Origin of the sequence: Paenibacillus sp. HJGM_3 (assembly GCF_045062745.1) — a bacterium.
Lineage (GTDB): Bacteria > Bacillota > Bacilli > Paenibacillales > NBRC-103111 > Paenibacillus_AA.
The window spans coordinates 48785-71654 of sequence record NZ_JBJGED010000036.1 but is presented as its reverse complement, the minus strand read 5'-3'; the positions used below and the strand labels follow the sequence as shown (position 1 = coordinate 71654).

Annotated in this window: 19 protein-coding genes; all 19 read left to right on the top strand. The window is 39.1% G+C overall.

Annotation, left to right across the window (positions count from 1 at the left end; all coding sequences use genetic code 11):
* On the top strand, window positions 1–813 hold an 813-nt coding region (locus ACI5FR_RS29395; protein ID WP_405461134.1), incomplete at its 5' end, for a GNAT family N-acetyltransferase.
* Between the two features lie 47 nt (window positions 814–860).
* The gene (locus ACI5FR_RS29390; RefSeq protein ID WP_405461132.1) at window positions 861–1760 is read left to right on the top strand and encodes an NAD-dependent epimerase/dehydratase family protein; all 900 of its coding nucleotides are present in this window, start codon (window positions 861–863) and stop codon (window positions 1758–1760) included.
* A gap of 224 nt (window positions 1761–1984) precedes the next feature.
* Window positions 1985–2716 (top strand): DUF1906 domain-containing protein, encoded by a 732-nt coding sequence (locus tag ACI5FR_RS29385; RefSeq protein ID WP_405461130.1) that lies wholly within the window; start codon window positions 1985–1987, stop codon window positions 2714–2716.
* 240 nt (window positions 2717–2956) lie between these two features.
* Complete coding sequence (locus ACI5FR_RS29380; RefSeq protein ID WP_405461128.1) at window positions 2957–3718, top strand: tyrosine-protein phosphatase; 762 nt, start codon at window positions 2957–2959, stop codon at window positions 3716–3718.
* 143 nt (window positions 3719–3861) lie between these two features.
* Window positions 3862–6039 (top strand): S-layer homology domain-containing protein, encoded by a 2178-nt coding sequence (locus tag ACI5FR_RS29375; protein ID WP_405461126.1) that lies wholly within the window; start codon window positions 3862–3864, stop codon window positions 6037–6039.
* A gap of 70 nt (window positions 6040–6109) precedes the next feature.
* Window positions 6110–6877, top strand: coding sequence for a YveK family protein (locus tag ACI5FR_RS29370; protein ID WP_405461124.1), 768 nt, complete (start codon window positions 6110–6112; stop codon window positions 6875–6877).
* Entirely contained in the window at window positions 6852–7565 is a 714-nt protein-coding gene (locus ACI5FR_RS29365) for a CpsD/CapB family tyrosine-protein kinase (protein WP_405461122.1), read from the top strand. Before ACI5FR_RS29370 ends, ACI5FR_RS29365 begins: the two co-directional genes overlap by 26 nt.
* Before the next feature lie 46 nt (window positions 7566–7611).
* Complete coding sequence (locus tag ACI5FR_RS29360; protein ID WP_405461120.1) at window positions 7612–9432, top strand: polysaccharide biosynthesis protein; 1821 nt, start codon at window positions 7612–7614, stop codon at window positions 9430–9432.
* A gap of 143 nt (window positions 9433–9575) precedes the next feature.
* Complete coding sequence (locus tag ACI5FR_RS29355; RefSeq protein ID WP_405461119.1) at window positions 9576–10742, top strand: DegT/DnrJ/EryC1/StrS family aminotransferase; 1167 nt, start codon at window positions 9576–9578, stop codon at window positions 10740–10742.
* 134 nt (window positions 10743–10876) lie between these two features.
* Window positions 10877–11497: a sugar transferase gene (locus ACI5FR_RS29350; RefSeq protein ID WP_405461117.1), complete on the top strand. Its 621-nt coding sequence runs from the start codon at window positions 10877–10879 to the stop codon at window positions 11495–11497.
* A 35-nt stretch (window positions 11498–11532) separates the two neighbouring features.
* Window positions 11533–12606: an aspartate aminotransferase family protein gene (locus ACI5FR_RS29345; protein ID WP_405461115.1), complete on the top strand. Its 1074-nt coding sequence runs from the start codon at window positions 11533–11535 to the stop codon at window positions 12604–12606.
* Window position 12607: 1 nt separating this feature from the next.
* Window positions 12608–13798 (top strand): ATP-grasp domain-containing protein, encoded by a 1191-nt coding sequence (locus ACI5FR_RS29340; protein WP_405461113.1) that lies wholly within the window; start codon window positions 12608–12610, stop codon window positions 13796–13798.
* Window positions 13799–13837: 39 nt separating this feature from the next.
* On the top strand, window positions 13838–14977 hold the full coding sequence (locus tag ACI5FR_RS29335) for a glycosyltransferase family 4 protein (RefSeq protein WP_405461112.1): 1140 nt from the start codon (window positions 13838–13840) through the stop codon (window positions 14975–14977).
* Window positions 14964–16247, top strand: a complete 1284-nt coding sequence (locus tag ACI5FR_RS29330; protein ID WP_405461111.1) for a nucleotide sugar dehydrogenase — start codon at window positions 14964–14966, stop codon at window positions 16245–16247. The genes ACI5FR_RS29335 and ACI5FR_RS29330 overlap by 14 nt, the downstream gene beginning before the upstream one ends.
* A 1-nt stretch (window position 16248) precedes the next feature.
* Window positions 16249–17226, top strand: coding sequence for an SDR family oxidoreductase (locus ACI5FR_RS29325; protein ID WP_405461109.1), 978 nt, complete (start codon window positions 16249–16251; stop codon window positions 17224–17226).
* A gap of 488 nt (window positions 17227–17714) precedes the next feature.
* Window positions 17715–18803 carry a glycosyltransferase family 1 protein gene (locus ACI5FR_RS29320; RefSeq protein ID WP_405461135.1) on the top strand — a complete coding sequence of 363 codons (1089 nt, stop codon included), beginning with the start codon at window positions 17715–17717 and terminating at the stop codon, window positions 18801–18803.
* Window positions 18804–18807: 4 nt separating this feature from the next.
* Window positions 18808–20010 (top strand): glycosyltransferase family 4 protein, encoded by a 1203-nt coding sequence (locus ACI5FR_RS29315; protein ID WP_405461107.1) that lies wholly within the window; start codon window positions 18808–18810, stop codon window positions 20008–20010.
* Between the two features lie 31 nt (window positions 20011–20041).
* Window positions 20042–21340 carry an O-antigen polymerase gene (locus tag ACI5FR_RS29310; RefSeq protein WP_405461105.1) on the top strand — a complete coding sequence of 433 codons (1299 nt, stop codon included), beginning with the start codon at window positions 20042–20044 and terminating at the stop codon, window positions 21338–21340.
* Entirely contained in the window at window positions 21337–22857 is a 1521-nt protein-coding gene (locus tag ACI5FR_RS29305; RefSeq protein ID WP_405461103.1) for a lipopolysaccharide biosynthesis protein, read from the top strand. The genes ACI5FR_RS29310 and ACI5FR_RS29305 overlap by 4 nt, the downstream gene beginning before the upstream one ends.
* The last annotated feature ends 13 nt before the right edge of the window (window positions 22858–22870 follow it).

Genomic DNA, 22870 nt, shown 5'->3' with positions numbered 1-22870 from the left:
GTTGAAAAATGGCTAGAGCGTAATGAGGCGGAAAATAACTTAATGCTCGGGCTCCTTTTCATGTGGAGAGAGCTTGAACTCCGTGGACAGCCAATCCCGCCTGCCTTTATGGCGACCGTAGAGTCCAGTGACGGGAGACCGGAGATCTTAGTCCTGCTTAATCCGGTCAACCTGATTCTTGCCCAGACAGAGGAAATTCATGACGACAACGCTGTACATACCCTTGTTTCGTTTATGCATTCATCAGGAAAGCTTGTTCCCGGAGTTGTCGGGCCAGTAGGCATAACAAGAGCTTTTGCTTTAGCCTGGGCACAGCGGCAGAACAATACGGCCTATGTAAAAATGAATCAACGGATATACCGCCTCGATCAGGTGAATCAGATTGCGACTGCGCCTGGTAAGCTCGTAATGGCCGGGCCGGAGCATAAGAATCTGGTGGCTGACTGGATATACTCCTTCATGACATCAATAGACGAGCCCAGTTCCCGCGAAGATGCTCAGAAGAAAGCTAACGAGAATATTGAGAGCCGGTCGCTGTACCTATGGCAGCACAAAGAGTACGTCAGTATGGCGAAGAAATCTCGTCCTACACGTAACGGAGTTGTAATCAGCCTGGTGTACACTCCCCCGGTTTTTCGGAACCGAGGGTATGCTTCCTCGTGCGTAGCGTCGCTCAGCCAACTGCTGCTTGACCAAGGGTATCGGTTCTGCAGCTTGTACACGGATTTAGCGAACCCGACCTCGAATCGAATTTATAGCGACATCGGCTATCGCCCGGTGCAGGACTCGATTTTGTACCGGTTCAAGGACTAAATTCAACAAAGCTGAAACAACATCACTTCCGGAGAGGGACCTCACTCATGAGCAAAATATTAGTGCTGGGCGGAACCCAGTTTTTCGGAAAACGGTTAGTCGCCAAGCTTGTGGAAGCAGGTGCCGAAGTTACTCTCGCTACTCGAGGCCGAACGGCGGACTCGTTCGGGGATTCGGTTTCCCGCGTGCAGTTGGAGCGGCAAGACCGTAACAGCGTGGAACGAGCGCTGCAATCTAGGGAATGGGACATCGTCTTCGATCAGACTTGTTATGCTCCGAAGGAAGCGGCTGATGTGTGGGACGTGCTGAAGGGCCGAGTGAAACGCTACGTCCTGACATCGTCGATGGCGGTATACGAGTATGGGGAGGACAAGAAAGAAGAGGATTTCGATCCATACCGGTATCCCTTTACGATGGGTACTCGAGCGGACTACAAAGGGTTGGAAGGGTACCGGCAAGCGAAACGTGAAGCGGAAGCGTATCTGATTCAGGAAGCGTCGATTCCAGTGATCGCTGTCAGGTTCCCCTTTGTAGTCGGACCAGACGATTACACGAACCGGCTTCGGTTCTTCGTCGATAAGATCAGCACGGACACACCTATTGGGGTTGAAGATCCGGACGCGAGCTTATGCTTTATTTCGTCGGAAGAAGCGGCATCGTTTTTGAAATGGGTAGGTGAAGCAACGTGGTCGGGTCCAATTAATGCTGCCTCCTATGGTACCCTTACTCACACTCAGCTATTAGCTCACATTGAAGCGATTACCGGAAAATCCGCAAGGTTTGGCGGTGTCGAGGATTCCATCGATCCGTCCCCGTACAACTTGCCCGACTCCTGGACGATTAATACCTCTAGGGCAGCCGGGATGGGATTCGATTTCCGCCACGTAGAAGATTACTTGCCGTCGCTGCTTCAGCTTTATGCGAATCAATGGAACGCGGCCGATTGAGGCTGCTTAACCTTCCTCCCCCCGCTTTGCTCCAGCGATTAGGAGTCGCTCGGTAGTTTCCCCCGAAGGCTCCTTTCTAATTTCGCTTCTCTCGTCGTCCTGAATATGACTTTAGTCATTAGGCAAATACCATGTTTTCGCGGAAATTAGGAACCTTTCACCTTTGTTGAGGCATATCCTAGTAGTAGAACAATAGGATCATGATGTTGTAAAGGAGGGTCCTGATGGCTAACAAAGGATTTGACTGCGCAACACCTCTGACGAGAGCGAAGGCGGATGAGTTTGTACAGGCGGGATTTACTTTCGTCTGCCGGTACTTGGTACCCACGGGTTGGAAGCGTCTAAGCGCAGAAGAGGCGGTAGCTCTAAGTGAAGCAGGGCTTAAGATCGTGTCAGTCTTCGAGACGACGGCGGATCGAGCGCTGGGCGGGCGTTCGGCCGGGCTCGCGGATGGCCAATTGGCCGCTCAAGTGGCGGCTTCCATCGGCCAGCCGGAGGGCAGCACGATCTATTTCGCGGTCGACTTCGACGCTACGCCATCCCAGATGCCAGCTGTCATTGAATACATCCGGGCCGCCAGCGAAGCAACGCCCACATTCCCTACAGGTGTGTATGGATCTTACGTCGTCGTTGATGCCGTCCGAGCCGCTTCAGTCTGTTCGCACTACTGGCAGACGTATGCCTGGAGTCGGGGAAGGCAGGCCGATTTTATCAATATCTACCAGCACTTGAACGACATCCCTATGCTTGGAGTCCAAATCGATTTGGATGAAGGCTACGGAAACGAAGGGTGGTGGACATTAACGATGGCCAATACACTTTCTCCGGATGACGCGAATAAAATCATCGGGTTTCTCTCAGCCGCTTATATGGCGACCGAAGTCCAGGAAGCACGCGATGAATTCCATCGGCTAGCCAACGAGCTGCGCAAAGCGTCCGGGCAACCGGAAGAGTAAAATGGTCTGATCCCGACCCGTATGGCGAGCAGCCATATGGGTTATTTGGGTTTCGTTGGAATAAAAATCGATGTCATATTTTCGAAACAATTGACCGATATAATATGTGGACTACCACTTAAAGTCACTAATTTTATTGATCTCATCTAGGTGTAATGGACTAATTTTCTCCACTTGTGAAATACTGCACAGAATTCAAATGCGCCTTTCGATATAATGGACATGGAAAGAGTGACCTCAATGATTGACATCCATACCCACATCCTTCCTGGCGTGGACGACGGAGCAGAGACCCTAGAAGACTCCCTTCGGCTAGCCAGGGCAGCCGTAGAAGACGGCATTCACACCGTTATCGCAACCCCGCATCATGCGAATGGCAAATACACGAATTCGGCAGCAGACATACTCCCTCGAGTCAGAGCCTTGAATGAGGAGCTGATTCGGGCCGACATCCCCCTCACCGTACTGCCTGGACAAGAAATTCGATTAACCAATCAATTCTTCGAAGAATGGGAATCCGGTACGCTGCAAGGGTTACACGAGTCCTCCTACATCTTGATTGAGTTTCCTTCCGGTCACATCCCGTTGGATACACCCGCATTCATCTATGAGCTCTCCTTGCTAAACTTACAAGCTATTATTGCACACCCAGAGCGAAATGCAGAGATCGCTAGCAAACCCGACTTGCTCCAAGAGTTGATCGAGAAAGGCGCCTTAGCCCAAGTGACGAGCCATTCACTGAATGGTTCCTTCGGGTCGAAGATCCAGCAAGTGGCGCTTCAGTTGTGCCGGCGCAACCTGGTCCACTTCGTATCGACCGATGCGCATCACTGGGAGGGGCGAGGTTTTGATTTGTCCCGGGCTTATGCTCTCGTCGAGCGGGAGTTAGGAGCTGGCGAATCGAACTACTATAAATCGAACGCTGCCTGTATCCTCGCCAATAGCCCTATTCCTATCCGTGAACCTCTAGGACTTCGGAAGAAGTGGTATCAATTTTGGTAGCATAACGCATTACAAAATTACCAAATTTTATATTGATTTCTAGTGCTTTAGTATGGTAGACTTTTCTGGAGACGTAGTACATAGACCTAATTTAGACTATGCTTACATAATATTGTTCGACAAATTTTACTAGAGGTGACACTATGAAAATGTTTAAAAAAGTGGCAGCGACCTCGATTGCTGCTAGTTTAGTTGCGAGCGGAATCGTGGGAGTGCCACTATCTTCGAAAGGGTTTTCTTATGTATTGGGGGTACAACAGGCTTCGGCAGCGGGGTTACCGCCATCTGCAGCTACTTTGAAAAATAAATTGGACAAGGTATACGCCAAGCTAGTTGCCACCGGAAATGCTGGTCTTGTTACTAGTGCTCAAACAGAGCTTGGCAATATTACGGATTTGGATCTAAGGTTGGGCAATGTATGGACAAAAATTGCAACGAAAGCAGCTGTTGAAGGAAAGAGCCAGGCTGAGATTGATCAGTTTAAAAGCAATCTTGGCGCAATCGCAAGCCTAATTACTGGATTAAGCCTTGCTTCCTCGGATAGCCTGAATGTTTTGCGGGAAACGCATTACAACGACTTTAAATTCCTTGCGGATATTACCGGTCACCCTACGCCTGATTTCGAAGATGTAACAGCACTTGTACTTGCACTGGAGACATCATTAAAGTCGTTGGCTACGCCTGCTAATATCTCGAATCCGACAGAATTGCTAACCCAAGCCGTGGAGGATGCGATCAAATCGGTCCTGAATGCCTCTAGTACGAACACGGCTAAGATTATTAAAGATATGGGTGTATCGGTCGATGATATACTCACTGCGAAGAATCAACTTCAGGCTGTAATGCCATCGCTTAAAAATGCGAGCATTGCCATCGCGGCCGCCTACTTGGCTGTAATCCGGGATGAGAACACTACTCCTGATCCGGATCCGGAAACGAATCCTAACCCGACTCCTAGTACGGGTGGTGCTGGCGGCGTAGTCTCTCAACCGGATCAGACTGGTATTGGAGCCAAAGAATTAGAAGAAGTGCTGGGTAACGTGCAAAAAGAATTGGATGAAATCTTCAAATCGATTCCGGACCTGACCAAACTTACTGACGAGAATTTGGAGCAGCTTTTGGGCGCGTTAGTTGCCGCGATCGAGAAAATTTCGACTCTGGATCTCTCTAAATCAGTAGAGGTTAAGGACGATGTTGCAAAACCAAAGCTGGATGAAACTGCTCTTGCCAAGCAATTCGATAACATTAGCAAGAACGTGGACAAAGTAAACGAAAAAGCTGGCAAAGCTTTGGATGGTGCCGGGGAGAAACCTAAAGTTACCGCAACAATTAATCTTGGCACGGTCAATGCCAAAACGACAGAAATCCCGATTTCCAAGTCGCTTGTGGAAAAAGCCATTGCTTCAGGCATTGATTCCATAGCCTTCAAAGTAAATGGGGTTACCTTGGCCTTCAGCGTCGATGATCTGAAAAACGGTAACACCTTAACCATTCAAAAGCAAGATAATACGGCCGCCACTCAGGTGACCGATAAAAAGCTAGCTTCGGACGTATTTACGCTTGAGTTGAGCAGCGGAACGACATTTTCTAATGCGGTAGAAGTGAAATTCCCAATAACCAGTACGAATGGATTGGATACAGCGTTGCTTGTGCTTGCCAAGATTATCAACGGGAAGCTCGAATTCTACGGCGGAGCGTATGATCCGGAAACCAAAACATTTAGCGCGACCCGGAAATCTTTCTCGACTTATACAGTAGTAGAGAATAAAGTAGCCTTTAATGATATGGCTTCCGTTAAGGATTGGGCCGGTCGTCAAGTAGAAGTGACAGCGGCGAAAGGTCTTATCGAAGGTCGAGCAGACGGAGTATTCGCACCGAATGAGCAAGTAACCCGCGCCGAGTTTGCCAAAATGATCGTAAAAGCGTTCGGTCTAGAGGATGCGACAGCTAAGGAATCCTTCAAAGACGTTAACGATAGCGATTGGTTCTCCCCATACGTAGCGGCAGCAGCAAAAGCGGGAATCATAAATGGCCGCTCGGCAGACGAATTCGCTCCTAATGCTCCGATTAGTCGGGTAGAATTGGCTACTATGGCGGCTAGAGCGCTCAAGCTCGCTAAGAACTACAAAGATGCAGATGTGGCAACAGCATTGAAAGATTTTAAAGATGCTTCCTCCATTGCGGACAGTCTCAAATCAGGCGTTGCGCTTGCAGCCAGCAAAGGGATTATTATAGGGGAGTCCGAAGGCCAATTCAATCCGAACGGCGTCTCCACACGAGCACAAGCTGCCGTTGTTCTGTATCGCCTGATTAATAAGTAAGAACCGAAGGAAGAGTCCTCCTCTCAGTTTATGGGAGGAGGCTTTTCATGGAAAATGGAGGACCGCTCACATGGAATTAGACTTAAAAGATTACATCAAGATTATACGCAAACGCATCTGGCTAATCATGGTTATCGTCCTATGTTCTTGTATCGCTACTGCTGTTGTCAGCTATATGTTTATCCGACCTGTCTATGAAGCATCTACCAAGTTGATCGTCAATAAATCCTCGGATCGAATCGGTACAACCGTTGATCAACTGAACATAAATGATATTAATCTGAACATCCGCCTCATTGATACATATAAAGAAATCATTAAAACCCCTGCGATCATGGAGAAGGTGGTCGCCCAATATCCAGGTCTCTCGCTTACAGTGAATGAATTAATAGCAAAAGTAAGAGTAAGCTCCGTCAACAACACGCAAGTCATGACCTTGATTGTACAAGACGAGTCTTACAATAAAGCAGCCGAAATTGTTAACGCAGTGTCCAAGGTGTTCCAAAGTGAAATTACAAAGATTTATAAAGTCGATAACGTCTCCATGCTTAACGAAGCCAAGCCAATGGATAACCCTTCGCCGGTAAAGCCTAATCCTAAATTAAACATCGCGATCAGTCTGATTGTTTCCTTAATGGCTGCTATCGGGATTGCTTTTCTTCTGGAATATTTGGACGACACCATCAAGAGCGAGGCGGATGTACAAAAGGTACTTGGGTTGCCGACGCTTGCTATGATTTCTAAGATCAAAGAAGAAGATATTACGGCCCATCAACCATCAACACCAAAAGCAAGGGTAGGGGAAAGAACGAATGCATCAACCACTTCCGCTAACTAGATCGCAAAAAAATCAGCGTCCTATTATCGCTGACGTCAATCCCAAGTCGCCCATTTCAGAAGCTTATCGATCATTGAGAACCAATATCGAATTTTCGTCGATCGATGAAAGTGTGAAGGTCATTATGTTCACATCGGCAGGTCCGGGGGAAGGGAAGTCTACTACAGTTTCCAATCTCGCTGTAGTTTATGCCCAGTCGGATAAGCATGTTCTTGTCATTGATGCGGATCTTCGAAAACCAACCATGCATCATACGTTTCAAAAATCCAATCGTTGGGGGCTAACGAGCCTTCTAACGGGACAAGCAACAGTCGGAGAGGTCATCAAAGAAACTCATATTGATAGGGTGGACGTGCTTACAGCTGGCCCGATTCCGCCGAACCCTTCCGAAATTCTATCCTCGAATCGAATGACACGCTTGTTGGAACAATTGAAAGAAACGTATGACATCATCCTGGTTGATACTCCGCCGGCTCTCGCAGTAACCGATGCCCAGATCATTGCCACTAAAGCCGATGGTGTCGTATTAGTGCTAGATTCTGGTAAAGTGAAACGCGAAATGGCAATGAAGGCCAAAGCTAGCTTGGACTACGTAAAAGCGAGGATCCTCGGCGTGGTGTTAAACAACATCGATCGAAAACATGCAGATTCTTATTATTATTACTATTATGGAGCCGTCCAAGAATAAGAGATTTAACCAGGATGACGGCGAACATGGTGTCGGGAGGGGACTTATGAGCTATTCAAAGAGAATGACAGTTCTGGTCCTATTGGATATGTTGATCGTAGCGCTGAGTATATACACAGCCTACATGTTTCGTTTCTCAGGTGATGTTCCACAAGCATATGAACAGCAACTGTGGCTTTATCTACTCCTCTCCGTCGCTATGAGCGCCGTCTTTATGTTGTATTTCAGGCTATACAACCGGATTTGGCAGTACGCAAGTGTAGGGGAAATTATATCTTTGTTTAAGGCCGTCGCTCTAAGCTGCATGGTCTCTTATTTGCTTACGAACTGGTTGTCGAATGATGTCGTACCGCTATCGATCTTTCTTAGGACATTTGAGACGAATTTGCTAGTTTTAGGCGGAGCAAGATTCGTTTGGAGGATTTATCGAGATAACTACTACAATAAAAAATATAAACAAAAACGTGCATTAATCATAGGAGCAGGAGACTGTGGAACACTTATTGTTAAGGAATTGAAACGAAGCGCGTCTTCCAATGTATATCCAGTTGCGTTTATTGATGATAATCCATTGAAACATAAGCTTCAGGTACTCGGGGTTCCAGTTCTTGGTGGAAGACAATCAATTATGAGTGTTGTACAAAGGATGAGGATCGATGAGATAATTGTAGCCATTCCATCGTTGTCCCGTTCTGAGACTTCCAAGATAATCGAACTCTGCAAACAGACAAAAGCGCAGTTAAAAATTGTCCCTAAATTTGATGAGCTTATGAAAGGTCAAGTAAGTTTAAAAGAGATTCGAAATGTAGAATTTGAGGACTTGCTAGGACGTGACCCTATACATACAGATCTAGAGGGGATTGCTGACTATGTGATGGGCAAAACTGTACTAGTAACAGGTGCCGGTGGTTCAATTGGTTCAGAGCTTTGTCGTCAATTGGCACCATTCAAACCGGCTCGCATTTTACTTCTTGGACATGGCGAAAACAGTATTTATACGATAGATAAGCAGCTTAATCAACTATTTCCTGAGTTGCCACTGGAGAGCATCATAGCTGATGTACAAGACAAGCAACGGATACAGGAAGTGTTTGAACAGAACAGGCCCCACGTCGTATTTCATGCGGCAGCACACAAACATGTTCCTTTAATGGAAAAAAATCCAGCTGAGGCTATAAAAAATAACGTCTTTGGTACTCAAAATGTTGCGGATGCTGCAGATAAATTTGGAGCAGAGCGATTTGTCTTAATATCCACTGACAAAGCGGTGAATCCTTCTAGTATTATGGGTGCGACCAAACGCATTGCTGAGATGTACATTCAGGGACTTGGACGGAACAGTCGGACCAAGTTCGTCGCTGTTCGTTTTGGTAATGTCCTTGGCAGTCGTGGCAGCGTCATCCCACATTTTAAAGAACAGATTGCCCGTGGTGGCCCTGTTACAGTAACACACCGGGAAATGATCCGTTACTTTATGACCATTCCAGAAGCGGTGCAGCTTGTCATTCAAGCTGGCTCCTTCGCCCAAGGTGGAGAGATTTTTATCTTAGACATGGGAAAGCCTGTTAAAATCCTTGATTTGGCCAATGACTTAATTCGCTTGTCCGGTTTCGAACCAGGGCAAGATATCGAGATTGAGTTTAGTGGTATTCGTCCAGGGGAAAAACTTTTTGAAGAGCTACTTACAAATGAAGAGGGACTTTCGAGTACATTACATAATCGGATCTTCATAGGCAAACCGACAAATGTAGGCCGTATTGATATTGAACTTGAATTTAAGCGACTAGAAAAAGTGTTAGGTGAAGAGCAGGAAACAATCAGAGATGTCCTTAAACATATTGTGCCAGGGTACGAAAACGTTTCGTAATAAAGTTTTCATTAAGTTATATTAGGGAGATTTAAGTTCGGTAGTCACTCGAAAAGTTATTATCAATATCAAGTTAACATCGAATAATCTTAAAAATGGCGACAGTTTTTGCTTAAAGCTCAATCTTCTTTGGAGGATCTTCTATGCGCGAAACTTTTCTAAACTATTCTCTTCCGGATATTGATTCTGATGAGGTTTATTCAGTGAAAGATGTACTTTTATCAGGTTGGCTTGCAAAGGGTCCAAAAACTATTGAATTTGAAAAACGCTTTGCTGAGTATGTGGGAGCAAAATACGCAATTGGTGTTAACTCCTGCACTGCTGCACTACATTTGTCACTTTATGCAGCCGGTGTTGGACATGGAGATGAGGTTATTACAACACCGATGACGTTTGCCGCATCAGCAAACACAATTATTCAAGTGGGTGCTACGCCTGTTTTTGTGGATATTAATGAAAGTGGATGTATTGATGTAAATAAAATAGAAAATAGAATAACGAGTAAAACAAAAGCGATTGTACCTGTACATTATTCAGGACAAGCGTGCGACTTGGATGTAATCTATACTTTAGCCGATAAGTATAATTTGTTCGTCAGTGAGGACGCGGCTCATGCCATTGATACATACTATAAAGGGAATCGTATCGGGAATAACCCAAAAGGTGCAGTAAGCTACAGTTTTTATGCAACCAAAAATCTTAGCACCGGTGAGGGTGGTATGCTTGTTACGGATAATGAAACATTAGCAAATCGCGTACGCGTTCTAGTTACCCATGGTATGAGTAGAAATGCTTGGAATAGATATGACAAGGGCGGTTCGTGGATGTATGACATTATTGAACCGGGTTTCAAGTATAATATGTTCGATCTTCAGGCAGCCCTGGGTCTTGTTCAGCTTGAACGAATGGATGAAATGCAACTTAAACGCAAGGAGCTAATTACATTATATGAAGTAGGCTTGTCGGATATTAAAGGTTTAACTTTGCCCAAACCTAGTGAATATACTGAGCATAGCTGGCATTTATACATCGTTCACGTAGATGAAAATGAGACAGGAATTACCCGCGACGAATTTATCGAGCGTTTAAAGGAATACAATATTGGTACAAGTGTACACTTTATACCAGTGCATTTGATGAGTTATTATCGAAGGACCTATGGTTATAAAGAGGGTGACTTTCCACTGGCGGAGAAGTGGTTTAATGAGATAGTTAGTCTTCCACTATATTCGAAAATGACACATAAAGATGTAAATGATGTTATTGAGGCGGTTAGAAAAATAATTGCATTGCAAAGCTCTTACATCTAGTCAAAAGCTCTATTAATTTGCTTATTTGGTTAATGTGTACTTTGAATTATAGATGGAAGCTTTATATTGTCTGGAGATTGAAAAAGTTCACCTGAGAATAGTGTTATGTAACTGATTATTAGGAGTGCAAGCTTATGTATCAAAAGGTTTTTAAACGTGTTTTTGATTTGTTTTTTGCAGTTATATCTATGGTGATTTTTTTGGTTTTGTATATTGTTGTAGGATTAGCAATAAAAATTGAAGATGGAGGGCCAATACTTTTCAGTGGTGAACGCCTTGGCAGGAATGGAAAATCATATAGAATGTATAAATTTCGTTCTATGAAAGTAAATGCTCCTGATTGGCGCTTGAAAGATGGTTCCACCTACAATGCTGAGGATGATCCGAGACAAACAAAGGTGGGAAAGATATTACGAAAAACAAGTTTAGATGAAGTGCCACAGCTGATAAATATTATTAAAGGAGAAATGAGCTTTATCGGTCCTAGACCAGATCCCATTGATTGGCTTGAGAAATATTCAGATGACGATAAAGTACTATTAAAGGTGTTGCCAGGCGTTTCTGGATACAATCAGGCTTACTTTAGAAACTCTACAAATGGACGACAAAAAACTGATAACGATGTATTTTACACAAAAAATATTTCATTTTTATTAGATGTAAGGATAATATTTGTAACAATACTATCTGTATTTATCAAAAAAAATATATATAAGGATAGTACTAGCGTTAGTAGAGAAAAGTTGGAACTGTAATCCATAATATCCATGAATGTCGGTGATGAAAATTGTTGAATGAAATTGGTAGTGAGTTCCATCTACCATTAAGTATAAATGAACAATCGCAAAGTAATATTAACATTATTAAAAAACCCTACACTGATTACGTTTATACTAGAAGTGGAAGAGAAGCTATAGGATTTGTTTTGGATGAAATCACACCCAGAACAAAAGTCGCATTGCTCCCAACATATATTTGTAATTCAATGCTGGAGCCGTTTTTGAAAAAAGGTTACTCTGTTGAATATTTTAGTATAGACCGAGATTTTAACCCGAATTTGAAAGAATTTGCAGAAGCACTTGGAAAAGAGCCAGATGTTATACTTGTTATAGATTGGTTTGGAATGGATAAAAACCAAGAAGTTGTATCCTTAGCAAGAAAACATTCACAAAAGATAGTTGTGATTACTGATTGTTCACACAATTATTTCAACGAACTGATGATGATTGAATCTGACTATATAATAGCGAGTCTGAGAAAATGGTTTGCTTTACCGGATGGAGCTATTGCAATAAATTGCAGATCACATTTCCTTAATAATATAGAATTTTCGGATAATTTGTTTTATAAGAATAGAAAGGAAGCATTACGATTAAAAAATGACTATCTCTTAAGTAGAGACCAGAATCTCAAAACTCAGTATAGAGAGTTGTTACTGAGCGCTGAACATTCTCTGGAAATAAACAGACCTGTTGTAGGTATATCTGAATTCTCTCTTTCATTAATCAATAAATTAAATATTGCTCAATTGAAAATAAAACGAGTGGAAAACTTTAATGCTCTGTTTAACTTACTTGATCGAAGTATTTGTAGTCCTATATTAAAGACATTAGCAAATAACGAAAGCCCCTTTTGTTTTCCAATACTTGTAGATAATAACAGGGATAAACTTCAAGCATGGCTCGCTAATAATGGAATATATTGCCCAGTTTTATGGCCATTACCGGAATTTGTTTATGATAATTATTATGAATCTGCGTATCTATCTGACAGTATCCTAGCTATTCCTTGTGATCAACGATACTCAATGTATGATATGGAATACATTTCAAATGTAATTAGGAAGTTTACTGGGAGAAGTTGATATGAAACAAAAAAAAATAATGATTCTCGGTGCAAGTCAATTGCAATTACCCGCCATTACTAGAGCAATAGAATTGGGATATCATGTAATAGTGGTGGATAAAGACATTGACGCTGTTGGAAGGAATTTTGCTGATGAATTCTATGCGATTAGCACTAATGATATTGAATCTGTAGTTGCTAAAGCGAAGGAGTTACATATAGATGGAATAATGACACTTGCAACTGATTTTCCTATGCGCACAGTTGCAATGGTCGGGCAAGAACTAGGGTTACTAACAATAACACCTGATACGGCAATTGTTGCGACCGATAAAGCGAGAATGAGAGAGCGATTGAAGAGTTGTGGAGTTCCAATACCGGCATTTTATACTGCGAATAGTTTTTTGGAATATAAAAGTGCTTGCAAGGCGATTGATGGTAAAAAAATTGTTAAGCCTGCCGATAGTTCTGGAAGCCGCGGGGTATATTTATTAACTGATATAAATGAAATTGAAAAAGCTTATAAATATAGCAAAAGCTATTCTCGGTCAGGTGAGTTAGTAATAGAGGAATATATGAAAGGTCCAGAAGTTAGCGTTGAAACCATTACAATTAATAATATAACTCATGTAATTGCTATTACGGATAAGCAAACTAGTGGTTCTCCCTATTTTGTAGAAATAGGACATTCTATTCAGTCTACACTGCACGAGGACATAAAGGAAGAAATTAAAGACATTGCAATTAAAGCAGTAAATGCTCTTGGTATTGATAACGGTGCAGCGCATGTTGAGGTTATTGTAACAGATCATGGGGCAAAAGTAGTTGAACTAGGTGCAAGATTAGGTGGAGATAACATTACATCTCATTTAGTTCCTCTTGCTACTGGTGTTAACATGGTGGAAGCGTGTATATTTTTGGCATTAGGGGGCATTCCTGACATAACGCCGAAATTCAACAGAAGCTCAGCTATTAAATTTATTAGCAGTACAAACGGTAAGATTAAAAGTATTGATGGGGTAGAGAATGTTAAAAAAATTAAAGGGATTATTGAAGTGTGTATAACTAAGGGTGAAGGTGATGTTGTTAATGAGTTAACGAATAGTTCTGACAGGATAGGTTTCATCATTGCGGAAGCAGATACCGCTAAGCAAGCAATGGATATATGCGAGAAAGCTGTGCGGAAAATTAGTATTAACCTAGATAGATAACAAAAAATATATCTGGTTTTGAGGGGAACATAAAGTGTTATGAAAATATTATTAATTTCTGCTTATGCCGATAAGTTATTGAAATTCAGGTATGAACTAATAAAATCGCTCGTGGATAATGGTCATGACTTAACCATTATGGGACCTGAGTCACCAGGTGATTTTGTCTCTGATTACAATAGATTAGGGTGTGGTTATCAACAAATAAGTATTGATAGGGTTAATGTGAATCCTCTAAAAGAAATAATAGCATTATTTACGGTAAGTAAAGAAATTAAGGCTCAGAGTGCTGATCTAGTTTTAATTTACGGTATAAAAATATTAACTGCTTGTGTTATTTCGGCTTGGCTGGCTAGAGTAAAAAGTATTTTCTGTGTAATTAACGGCGCAGGTACATTATTTATTTCTAGAAAGAAAAAAACATTTTTTGTAAAGATCTTGGCATTCCCGATAATAGCACTTGCTCTAAAGATTAGTAAAAAGACGTTTTTTCAAAATAAAGATGATGCAAATGAATTTGTGAAATTGCGCTTAATACAACAGAAAAGAGTAGTACTTGTTAATGGATCAGGTGTAAACATGGAAATGTTTACACCTCATACGCTTTCTGTAAAACCAGTATTTCTTTTAATAGGTAGAATGATACGTGATAAAGGAATTATGGAATTTGTGCAGGCGGCGAAAATTACTAAGGAAAAATACCCTGACGCAAAGTTCCGACTTCTAGGGCAGTTTGATATTAATCCAACAGCATTAAAGATGGAAGATCTACAACCATTTATTGATGATGGAAGTATCGAATACTTAGGCGAAACAAGTGATGTGCGTCCATATTTGGCTGACTCATCTGTTTATGTTTTACCTTCATATCGTGAAGGTACTCCTCGAAGTGTACTTGAGGCAATGGCTTCGGGATTGCCGATCATTACGACTGACACACCAGGATGCCGAGAAACGGTTTTAGATGGTATTAATGGCTTTTTAGTACCAGTCAAAAGTGTTAGCAAACTTGTCGAAAAAATGATTTATTTCATTGAAAACTCAGAATGCATTTCTATTATGGGAGAAAAAAGCTTGGAGATCTGTAGGGATAAATACGATGTTTTCAAGGTTAATAATATTATGCTAAATTCCATGGGGATTTCGCAAAAACCTGAGGTGCAGTGTGAAGGAGATTAAAACAATCGCAGTAGTAGGATTAGGTTACGTTGGACTTCCACTAGCTGTAGCATTCTCAAAAAGATTTAATGTAATCGGATTCGATTTAAATAAAAGAAAAATAGAATTATATCGAGATGGTATTGATCTTACAAAGGAAGTCGGAGATGTAGCAATTAAAGAAAGTGGCATAAACTTTACTTTTGACCCCATTGAATTAAGAAATGCTTCATTTATTATTGTTGCAGTCCCGACTCCGGTTGATCAGCATAATAATCCGGATTTATCTCCAATTATTACGGCATCTAGAATAGTAGGGCGGAATTTAAAAGAGAATTCAATTGTGGTTTTTGAGTCCACTGTCTATCCCGGTGTTACAGAAGAAGAATGTGTTCCTGTTTTGGAAAAGGAATCCGGTTTAGTATGTGGAATTGATTTCAAGGTTGGTTATTCACCTGAAAGAATTAATCCTGGTGATAAGGATCACCGCCTTGAAAAAATAGTGAAAATAGTATCAGGAATGGATGAGTCAAGCTTGGAAATTATTTCTGATACATACAGTATGATAATTGAAGCCGGTGTATACAAGGCGAATTCAATTAAAGTTGCGGAAGCTGCTAAAGTAATTGAGAATGCTCAGCGTGATATTAACATAGCATTTATGAATGAGCTTTCTATTATATTTAATAAAATGAATATCGATACGCAAGAGGTCCTAGCTGCCGCGAGCACAAAATGGAATTTTCTTAGATTTATACCTGGCCTTGTTGGTGGTCACTGTATAGGTGTTGACCCTTATTATTTAACATTCAAGGCAAAAGAACTTGGGTATGTTCCTGAAGTAATACTTTCAGGCCGGAAAATTAATGATTACATGGGTAAGTACATAGCCGAGAAGACAATTAAATTAATGATTGCAGATAATACGAATATAAAAGGATCAAAAGTTCTCATTCTTGGTGCAACTTTTAAAGAGAATGTTCCTGATGTGCGAAATTCAAAGGTTTTTGATATCGTAAAGGAATTGAAAGAATATGGAACTCAAGTCTTTATTATGGACCCCCATGCAGACACTGAAGAAGTACAGCGTGAATACGGCATTAGTCTGACTAAGAATCCACCTTTGGTGGATTCTGTAATTGTAGCAGTGAATCATAATGAATATACTAAATTAACTATTGATGAAATTAAGGATATGTTAGCTAAAACAGCGACAGTATTCGTTGATATTAAGGGCATTTTTTATTCAGTAGAAGCTAATAAAGCAGGACTTAGTTATTGGAGGTTGTAGAATGGGATATTCTGAGATCAATTTTAAAGAAAATACAACGGTTGTAGTAACTGGGGCTGCTGGATTTATCGGAGCTAACCTTGTAGAGGCGTTGCTCAAAAAGGGAGTCAGGGTACGTGGATTTGACAATCTGTCGAGAGGATTGCAAAAGAATATAGATGAATTTATAAATGATCCGAACTATTCTTTTATTAAAGGTGACATATGTGATATTGAAGCTTGTCTTGCTGTATGTGAAGATGTTGATTATGTATTCAATCAAGCTGCTTTAGGCTCAGTTCCTCGCTCATTGGCACAACCACTACTCTACGTAGAAAATAATATTAAAGGAACCTCTGTAATGATGGAAGCAGCTCGGATAGCCGGAGTAAAACGATTCGTATACGCATCATCATCATCTGTCTATGGTGATTCCCCAACACTCCCTAAAAAGGAAGGTGCCGAAGGGAATCTATTATCACCATACTCATTAACAAAAAAAGTGGATGAAATGTATGGTAAGTTATATACAGAGATTTACGGATTAGAGTGTATTGGGCTAAGATATTTCAATGTATTTGGACGTCGACAAGACCCTGATTCTCAATATGCTGCAGTAATACCGAAATTTATTAAAGCGTTAAAAGCCGGAGAACAAGTTGAAATTTATGGTGACGGGGAACAAAGCCGTGACTTTACCTATATTGAAAATGTAATTGAGGCTAATATAAAAGCCTGCGTTGCTCCTAAAGAAGCTGCAGGACAAGCATACAACATAGCTTTTGGTGAGAGGTTTACTGTCAATCAAATATATAATTTAATGTGTCAGTTACTTGAAATAAATATTGAGCCAAAGTATCTTGAATCAAGATATGGTGATATTCGGCACAGCTTAGCTGATATATCTAAGGCTAAACAGAAGATTGGATATTCACCGGACTGGGATTTTATTCGTGGGTTTAAGCATGCTGTGGAATGGTATAAAGAGAATTTAAAATGAGGCAGTCACAGATGAACATAGGATAGGTATTTTCTCTCCCGATCACTCATTTGAGAAAGCTCCTTTTATTCCAAGACTTTTTTAAAGTTGTCATTGATTGTGACAAAACACTAAAAAATTCAAGTTCGAAAAACCTTTATTTTCCCCATAATGGACTTGGGCTTGCAGTTTAATAGGAATTATATATCAACATGTTACTATTGGTACGACTCCTGAAAAGAATGATATTCATAACCTAAGTACAATAAAAACTTCAAATATTTCGTTCTGTTATTGGAGATGATGCCATAATCGGTGCAGTAGCCAAAATAATTGGTCTAATTACTATTGGAAACAACATATTGGGTGCAATCCTGTTGTTGTTAAGTCAATACCTGCGAATAGTGTCGCCTTGGTGTGCGAGTCAAGTAACTAAAAAGTTACTCCTTATTCAATAAATTTTATAGTTGGTGATAACTTTGATCAAAGTACTACACATTGTATCCGCTATGGATCGCGGTGGTTTGGAAACTTTCATTATGAACACCTATCGTAAAGTTAATCGTAGCAAGGTACAATTCGATTTTCTTATGACTAGACAAGAAGTTGGAGATTACGACGAAGAGATTATTTCTTTAGGAGGCATGATTCATAATCTTCCTCATATTTCAACGATAGGATATATTAACTACCGGAGAATTGTAAAACAATTTTTTGAAACACATCCTGAATATAATATAGTACATTGTCACATGAATACGTGGAGTGGTTTTTTTCTTCCAATAGCAAAAAAGTATGGTGTTCCAGTTAGAATAGCACATAGTCATAGTACAAAAAATTCAACGCAAGCTTTTGGTGGTTATATAGGCTACCTCTACAAACAATATAATAAATTATTTATTAATAGATCTGCAACAGATCTATTTGCATGCTCAAACAAAGCAGGCGAATGGCTATTTGGTAAAAAAGCAAGTTTTTTAGTTATTAATAATGGAATCGATTCTGAAGGTTACAAATTTAATGAAAAAATACGAAGTATCAAACGAAAATCGCTGTGTGATAATGGTGATACTTATATTATTGGTCATGTTGGGGGATTTAGAGAACCGAAAAATCATGAATTTCTTATTGATATTTTTAAAAAAATATATGAAAAAAACGAAAATTCATTACTTTGTTTAGTTGGTGAGGGTGAATTAAGATCAAAAATTGAGAAGAAGGTAGATGTACTAGGGCTAAAACATGCAGTCAAATTTTTAGGTGTCCGCAATGATGTAAACGAGTTAATGCAAGCTTTCGATGTTTTCTTATTTCCATCAATTTATGAGGGTTTGGGGATGGTGATAATAGAAGCACAAGCATCAAACTTACCAAGTGTTGTCTCCGCATCAATCCCAAGGGAGGTGGATATAGGTTCTGGTCTTATTGAATTTATTAGTCTCCAAGCTAATACTGAAAAGTGGGCTGATACTGTTTTAAGAAAAAAAGAAAAATATAATAGAACACTACTAAATCCAAATAATCTACTAATTAAGGGCTATGACTCACAATACGTAGCTGATAAACTTCAACGGTTTTACGTAGAAAGAAGTGTGTGAACATATGAAGGTAGCTGTTATTAGTGACTACCGTATTAATAAACATAAAGATATGTATTATGTCAATGGCAGTGCGACTCTAGAGCGTAATTTCACTAGGTATTTGTCAAACTTTGATGAGGTTTTTTATATGGGAAGGATAGTTGAAGGTGATGTAAATACATTTATTCAAGTAAATAACAAAAAGATTCATATAGTAGAAAATCCATCGTTTCATAATATTTCTCAATATTTTCTGGAATATTTTCAAATTAGTAAGGCAGTAAAAAAACTGGTTTCAGAGGTAGATTGTTGTATTATACATTTCCCAACTGTCCAAGGTTTTATTGCTGCACGAGAATGTATAAAGCAAGGGAAGCCTTGGCTAGTTGAATTATGTGGATGTCCATGGGACGGCTTTAACAATTATGGAAATATGCAAGGTAAACTTGCTGCTCCAGTAATGTACACATTAACGCATCATTACATAAAAAAGGCGCCATACGTTTTGTATGTAACAAAGTTTTTCTTACAAAAAAAATATCCAACAAAAGGAGTGAGGGGTGATGGACTTTCAAATGTAATCATCCCATCAGCTGAAGATTTTGTTTTGCAAAAAAGATTAGATAAGATAAAATCATTTGACTTGAACAAACCAATAATTCTTGGATTGATTGGTTCAATGAAGGTAGCATATAAAGGGCATGAATCAGCAATTAGAGCCATTGCTGAGTTTAAAAACTCTTCATATGACATACGTTTACGTTGTCTCGGTGGGGGGAACGAAGCCAAGTGGAAAGATCTGGCATCTAAACTAGGAGTGTTAGATAAAGTAGAGTTTTGTGGGGTGCTTCCTTCTGGTCAGCCTGTATTAAATTGGCTTGATAACTTGGATTTATATATCATGCCAAGTATGACTGAGGGCTTGCCTCGTTCAATGATTGAGGCGATGAGCCGTGCTTGTCCAGCGCTTGGTTCATGGGAAGGTGGAGGTATGTCAGAACTATTAGATTCAGATAATTTATTTAATGCAAAAAATTATAAACAGCTAACCTACAAAATTGAAGAAATTATTATTAATAAAGAAAAACAGCAGGTATGTGCAAAAAGAAATTTCGAGGTTGCGAAAAGATATTCAAACGAATTGTTAAGTAAACAAAGAAATAATTTTTATGACGAGTTTTCGAAGTATTGTAAAAAAGAAATGGTAAATAATTATGGAACCTAATTGTGCTATTGGCGATATACCGGGGGAAAACGTGAAAAAGAGTATGTTTTTTGTATATTTCTTCATGGGAATAGCTACATTAATTCAATTATTATTAGATAGTAGTGTTATTAGTATACTTTCATTTATTATACTTACTTTCATATGTTTCTATTCAATAGATTTTGATATATTGCACCCCTTTGTGTGGTTTGTTCCTGTATTTACTATATATTCTATTTCATTTCCGCTCCTATTCATTTTGGGGGCTACGGAATATTATTTTACCAAAGAAACGTTATTGCTTGAATGGCTAGCCTTATGCGTATTCATCGTTACTACAGGAAACAAACAGGTTAGTTATAATAAGTTGCTACTTACAAAAAAGAGTGAGTTAATCATTGTTATTTTATATGTAGTTACAATCTTACTGACATTATTGCAAGTTATATTTATCGTTTCACTTGGTTACACCACAAAAATAAGCATTGCACAATCAAACAACTTTTTCATTGTAATGGGAAGGTTTGCTAGTAATGGATTGATAATTCCTTCCATTTTCCTGTATTTACAACCCAAGGCAACAGCGAAAATTCGTATTTGGCATTTTTCAATTGGGTTGATGGTTTTAAGTTTAGCATTTCTGGCTAGCGGAGATCGATCAGTAGTTCTAAAATATATTCTTACATATGTATTTCTATACAATGTAACGTATAAAAAAATTAAAATAAGTACTTTTACAGTTATGGGGATATTAGGTTTGTCATTAGTGGCTATTATGTCACCATTAAAAATGTTCATAGCCAATGGATTTATTGCTGTAACTAGCCCTGAAAGGAGTTTTTTTATTGATATTCTGTATTCAGAATTTTATGCTGCTTCCTTTAATCTAAACTATTTATTGTTAATGCAAGATTTGTGGAACTACAGATTGGGATCAACTTTAATATATGATTTATTAAGTCCATTTGATTTATTAAACGTAAATCCTTTCAATATCAATAATTTTAGTGCAGTATACTGGAATCAATCTACTTTTTGGAAAACCTCTACCTCAGGTATGGGATTTACACTAGTCGGCGAAGGTTATTTGAATTTCGGAATAATAGGAATTGTTATATGGTATGTTTTTATTGCATTATTTGTTAAATGGTTCTATTTTAAAAGCAATAAAAGTAATTATAGATTTGTACTATATTTGCTTTTGATAAGTGTTATGCTTTACTCTAACCGAGCAGATCTGGCGAATATTTTTAGCCCTTTCTTTAAATATGGAATACTCCCAATTGTTTTGATTGAAATAATTACAAATATTAAACGTAAACAAAAGCAGGGAGTTAATTTTCTTTGAAAACAAATATTGCTTTATTTAATATAATATCCAATTTATTCGGCAAATTAATTACTGCTGTTCTTGGAATACTAATACCAAAATTAATAATTGACTATTATGGTTCCGAGATTAATGGATTGGTCACTTCATTAATAGGGATTTTTGTATATGTAAATCTGCTAGAGGCAGGTGTTGGGGGGGCATCAGTTCAAGCGTTATATAGTGCAATTGCAAAGAAAAATAAAACAAAAATTAATGGGATTTTAGCAGCTACTTCTAAATTCTACAAAAAGACAAGTATTGTTTATTTAGTGTGTGTAACCACTATTGCACTCCTTTATCCAGTATTAGTAAAAACAGGAATTAATTATTGGTTGGTTGTTGCTATCGTGTTAACTATAGCATTAACATCATTCATTGAATACTATTTTAAAGGTATTTATAATGTTCTTCTTTTAGCTGACAATAAAAGTTATATTCTGGTTGTTTCTTCCACCATTTTATCTGTATTGTCTAGTATAATTAAAGTATTATTGATTATTTTTGAATTTAGTATTGTATTTGTTTTGTTCTCCGTTTTGATACTAACAACATTACGCATATTATTTATTGTTAGTTATGTAAAAAAGAATTACAAATTTCTAGATTTGTCAGTGACTCCTGATTTTTCAGCTATCTCAAAAAAAAGTGCGGTGCTAATTCAACAGGTTCTATCAGTTATTATTAATAATGTAGATATATTAATCTTAACTATTTTTTGCAATTTAAAATTAGTAAGTCTTTACACAGTATACAATATTATCTGTATCCAAGTTTTATTTATACCAAAGATGTTTTCTGAAAGTCTTACAGCAGGATTTGGGCATTTATTTGTTGAGGATAAATTAAGATTTAAGATGTTATTTGACTCTTTTGAAGCATTGTATACCTATTTAATGTTTACAGTTATGATAATTGCTTATATTTTAATGCTGCCCTTTATTAAGTTATACACAGCTGACATTACTGATATTAATTATGTTGATCCTTGGTTACCATTATTATTTGTGTCAATAAGACTTTTAGAAAGTCTTAGAGAGCCTTCTTTAATTGTCGCAAGTATAGCGGGGCACTTTAATCAACTAAAGTGGTACGCTATTTTTGAAGCTATTCTGAATATATCTCTTTCAATACTATTAGTTAGGAAATACGGCATATACGGAGTTTTGATAGCGACAATAATTGCAATGCTATTCTACACAATTGCTGTAATAAGATATTCCAATAAGTACTTATTACGTAGAAGTTGGATAATTCCAGTAAGACGTTGGTTTATTAATTTGATATTAGGTAGTGTAATTGTTTATCTTGCTAATTGTTTTAAATATACTATTACATCCTATTTTGATTTTGGAGTTGTATTTGTCGTATTTCTGATATGTATAGGAGGAGGTTATCTATCATTATTCTCGATTGTTGAAGCCAAAGCGTTGAAAGTAGTAATGGGATATATAAGTATCTTTTTTCATAAAATTCGTAAAAAATTGCTGATCTAAGCACTTATCCCTA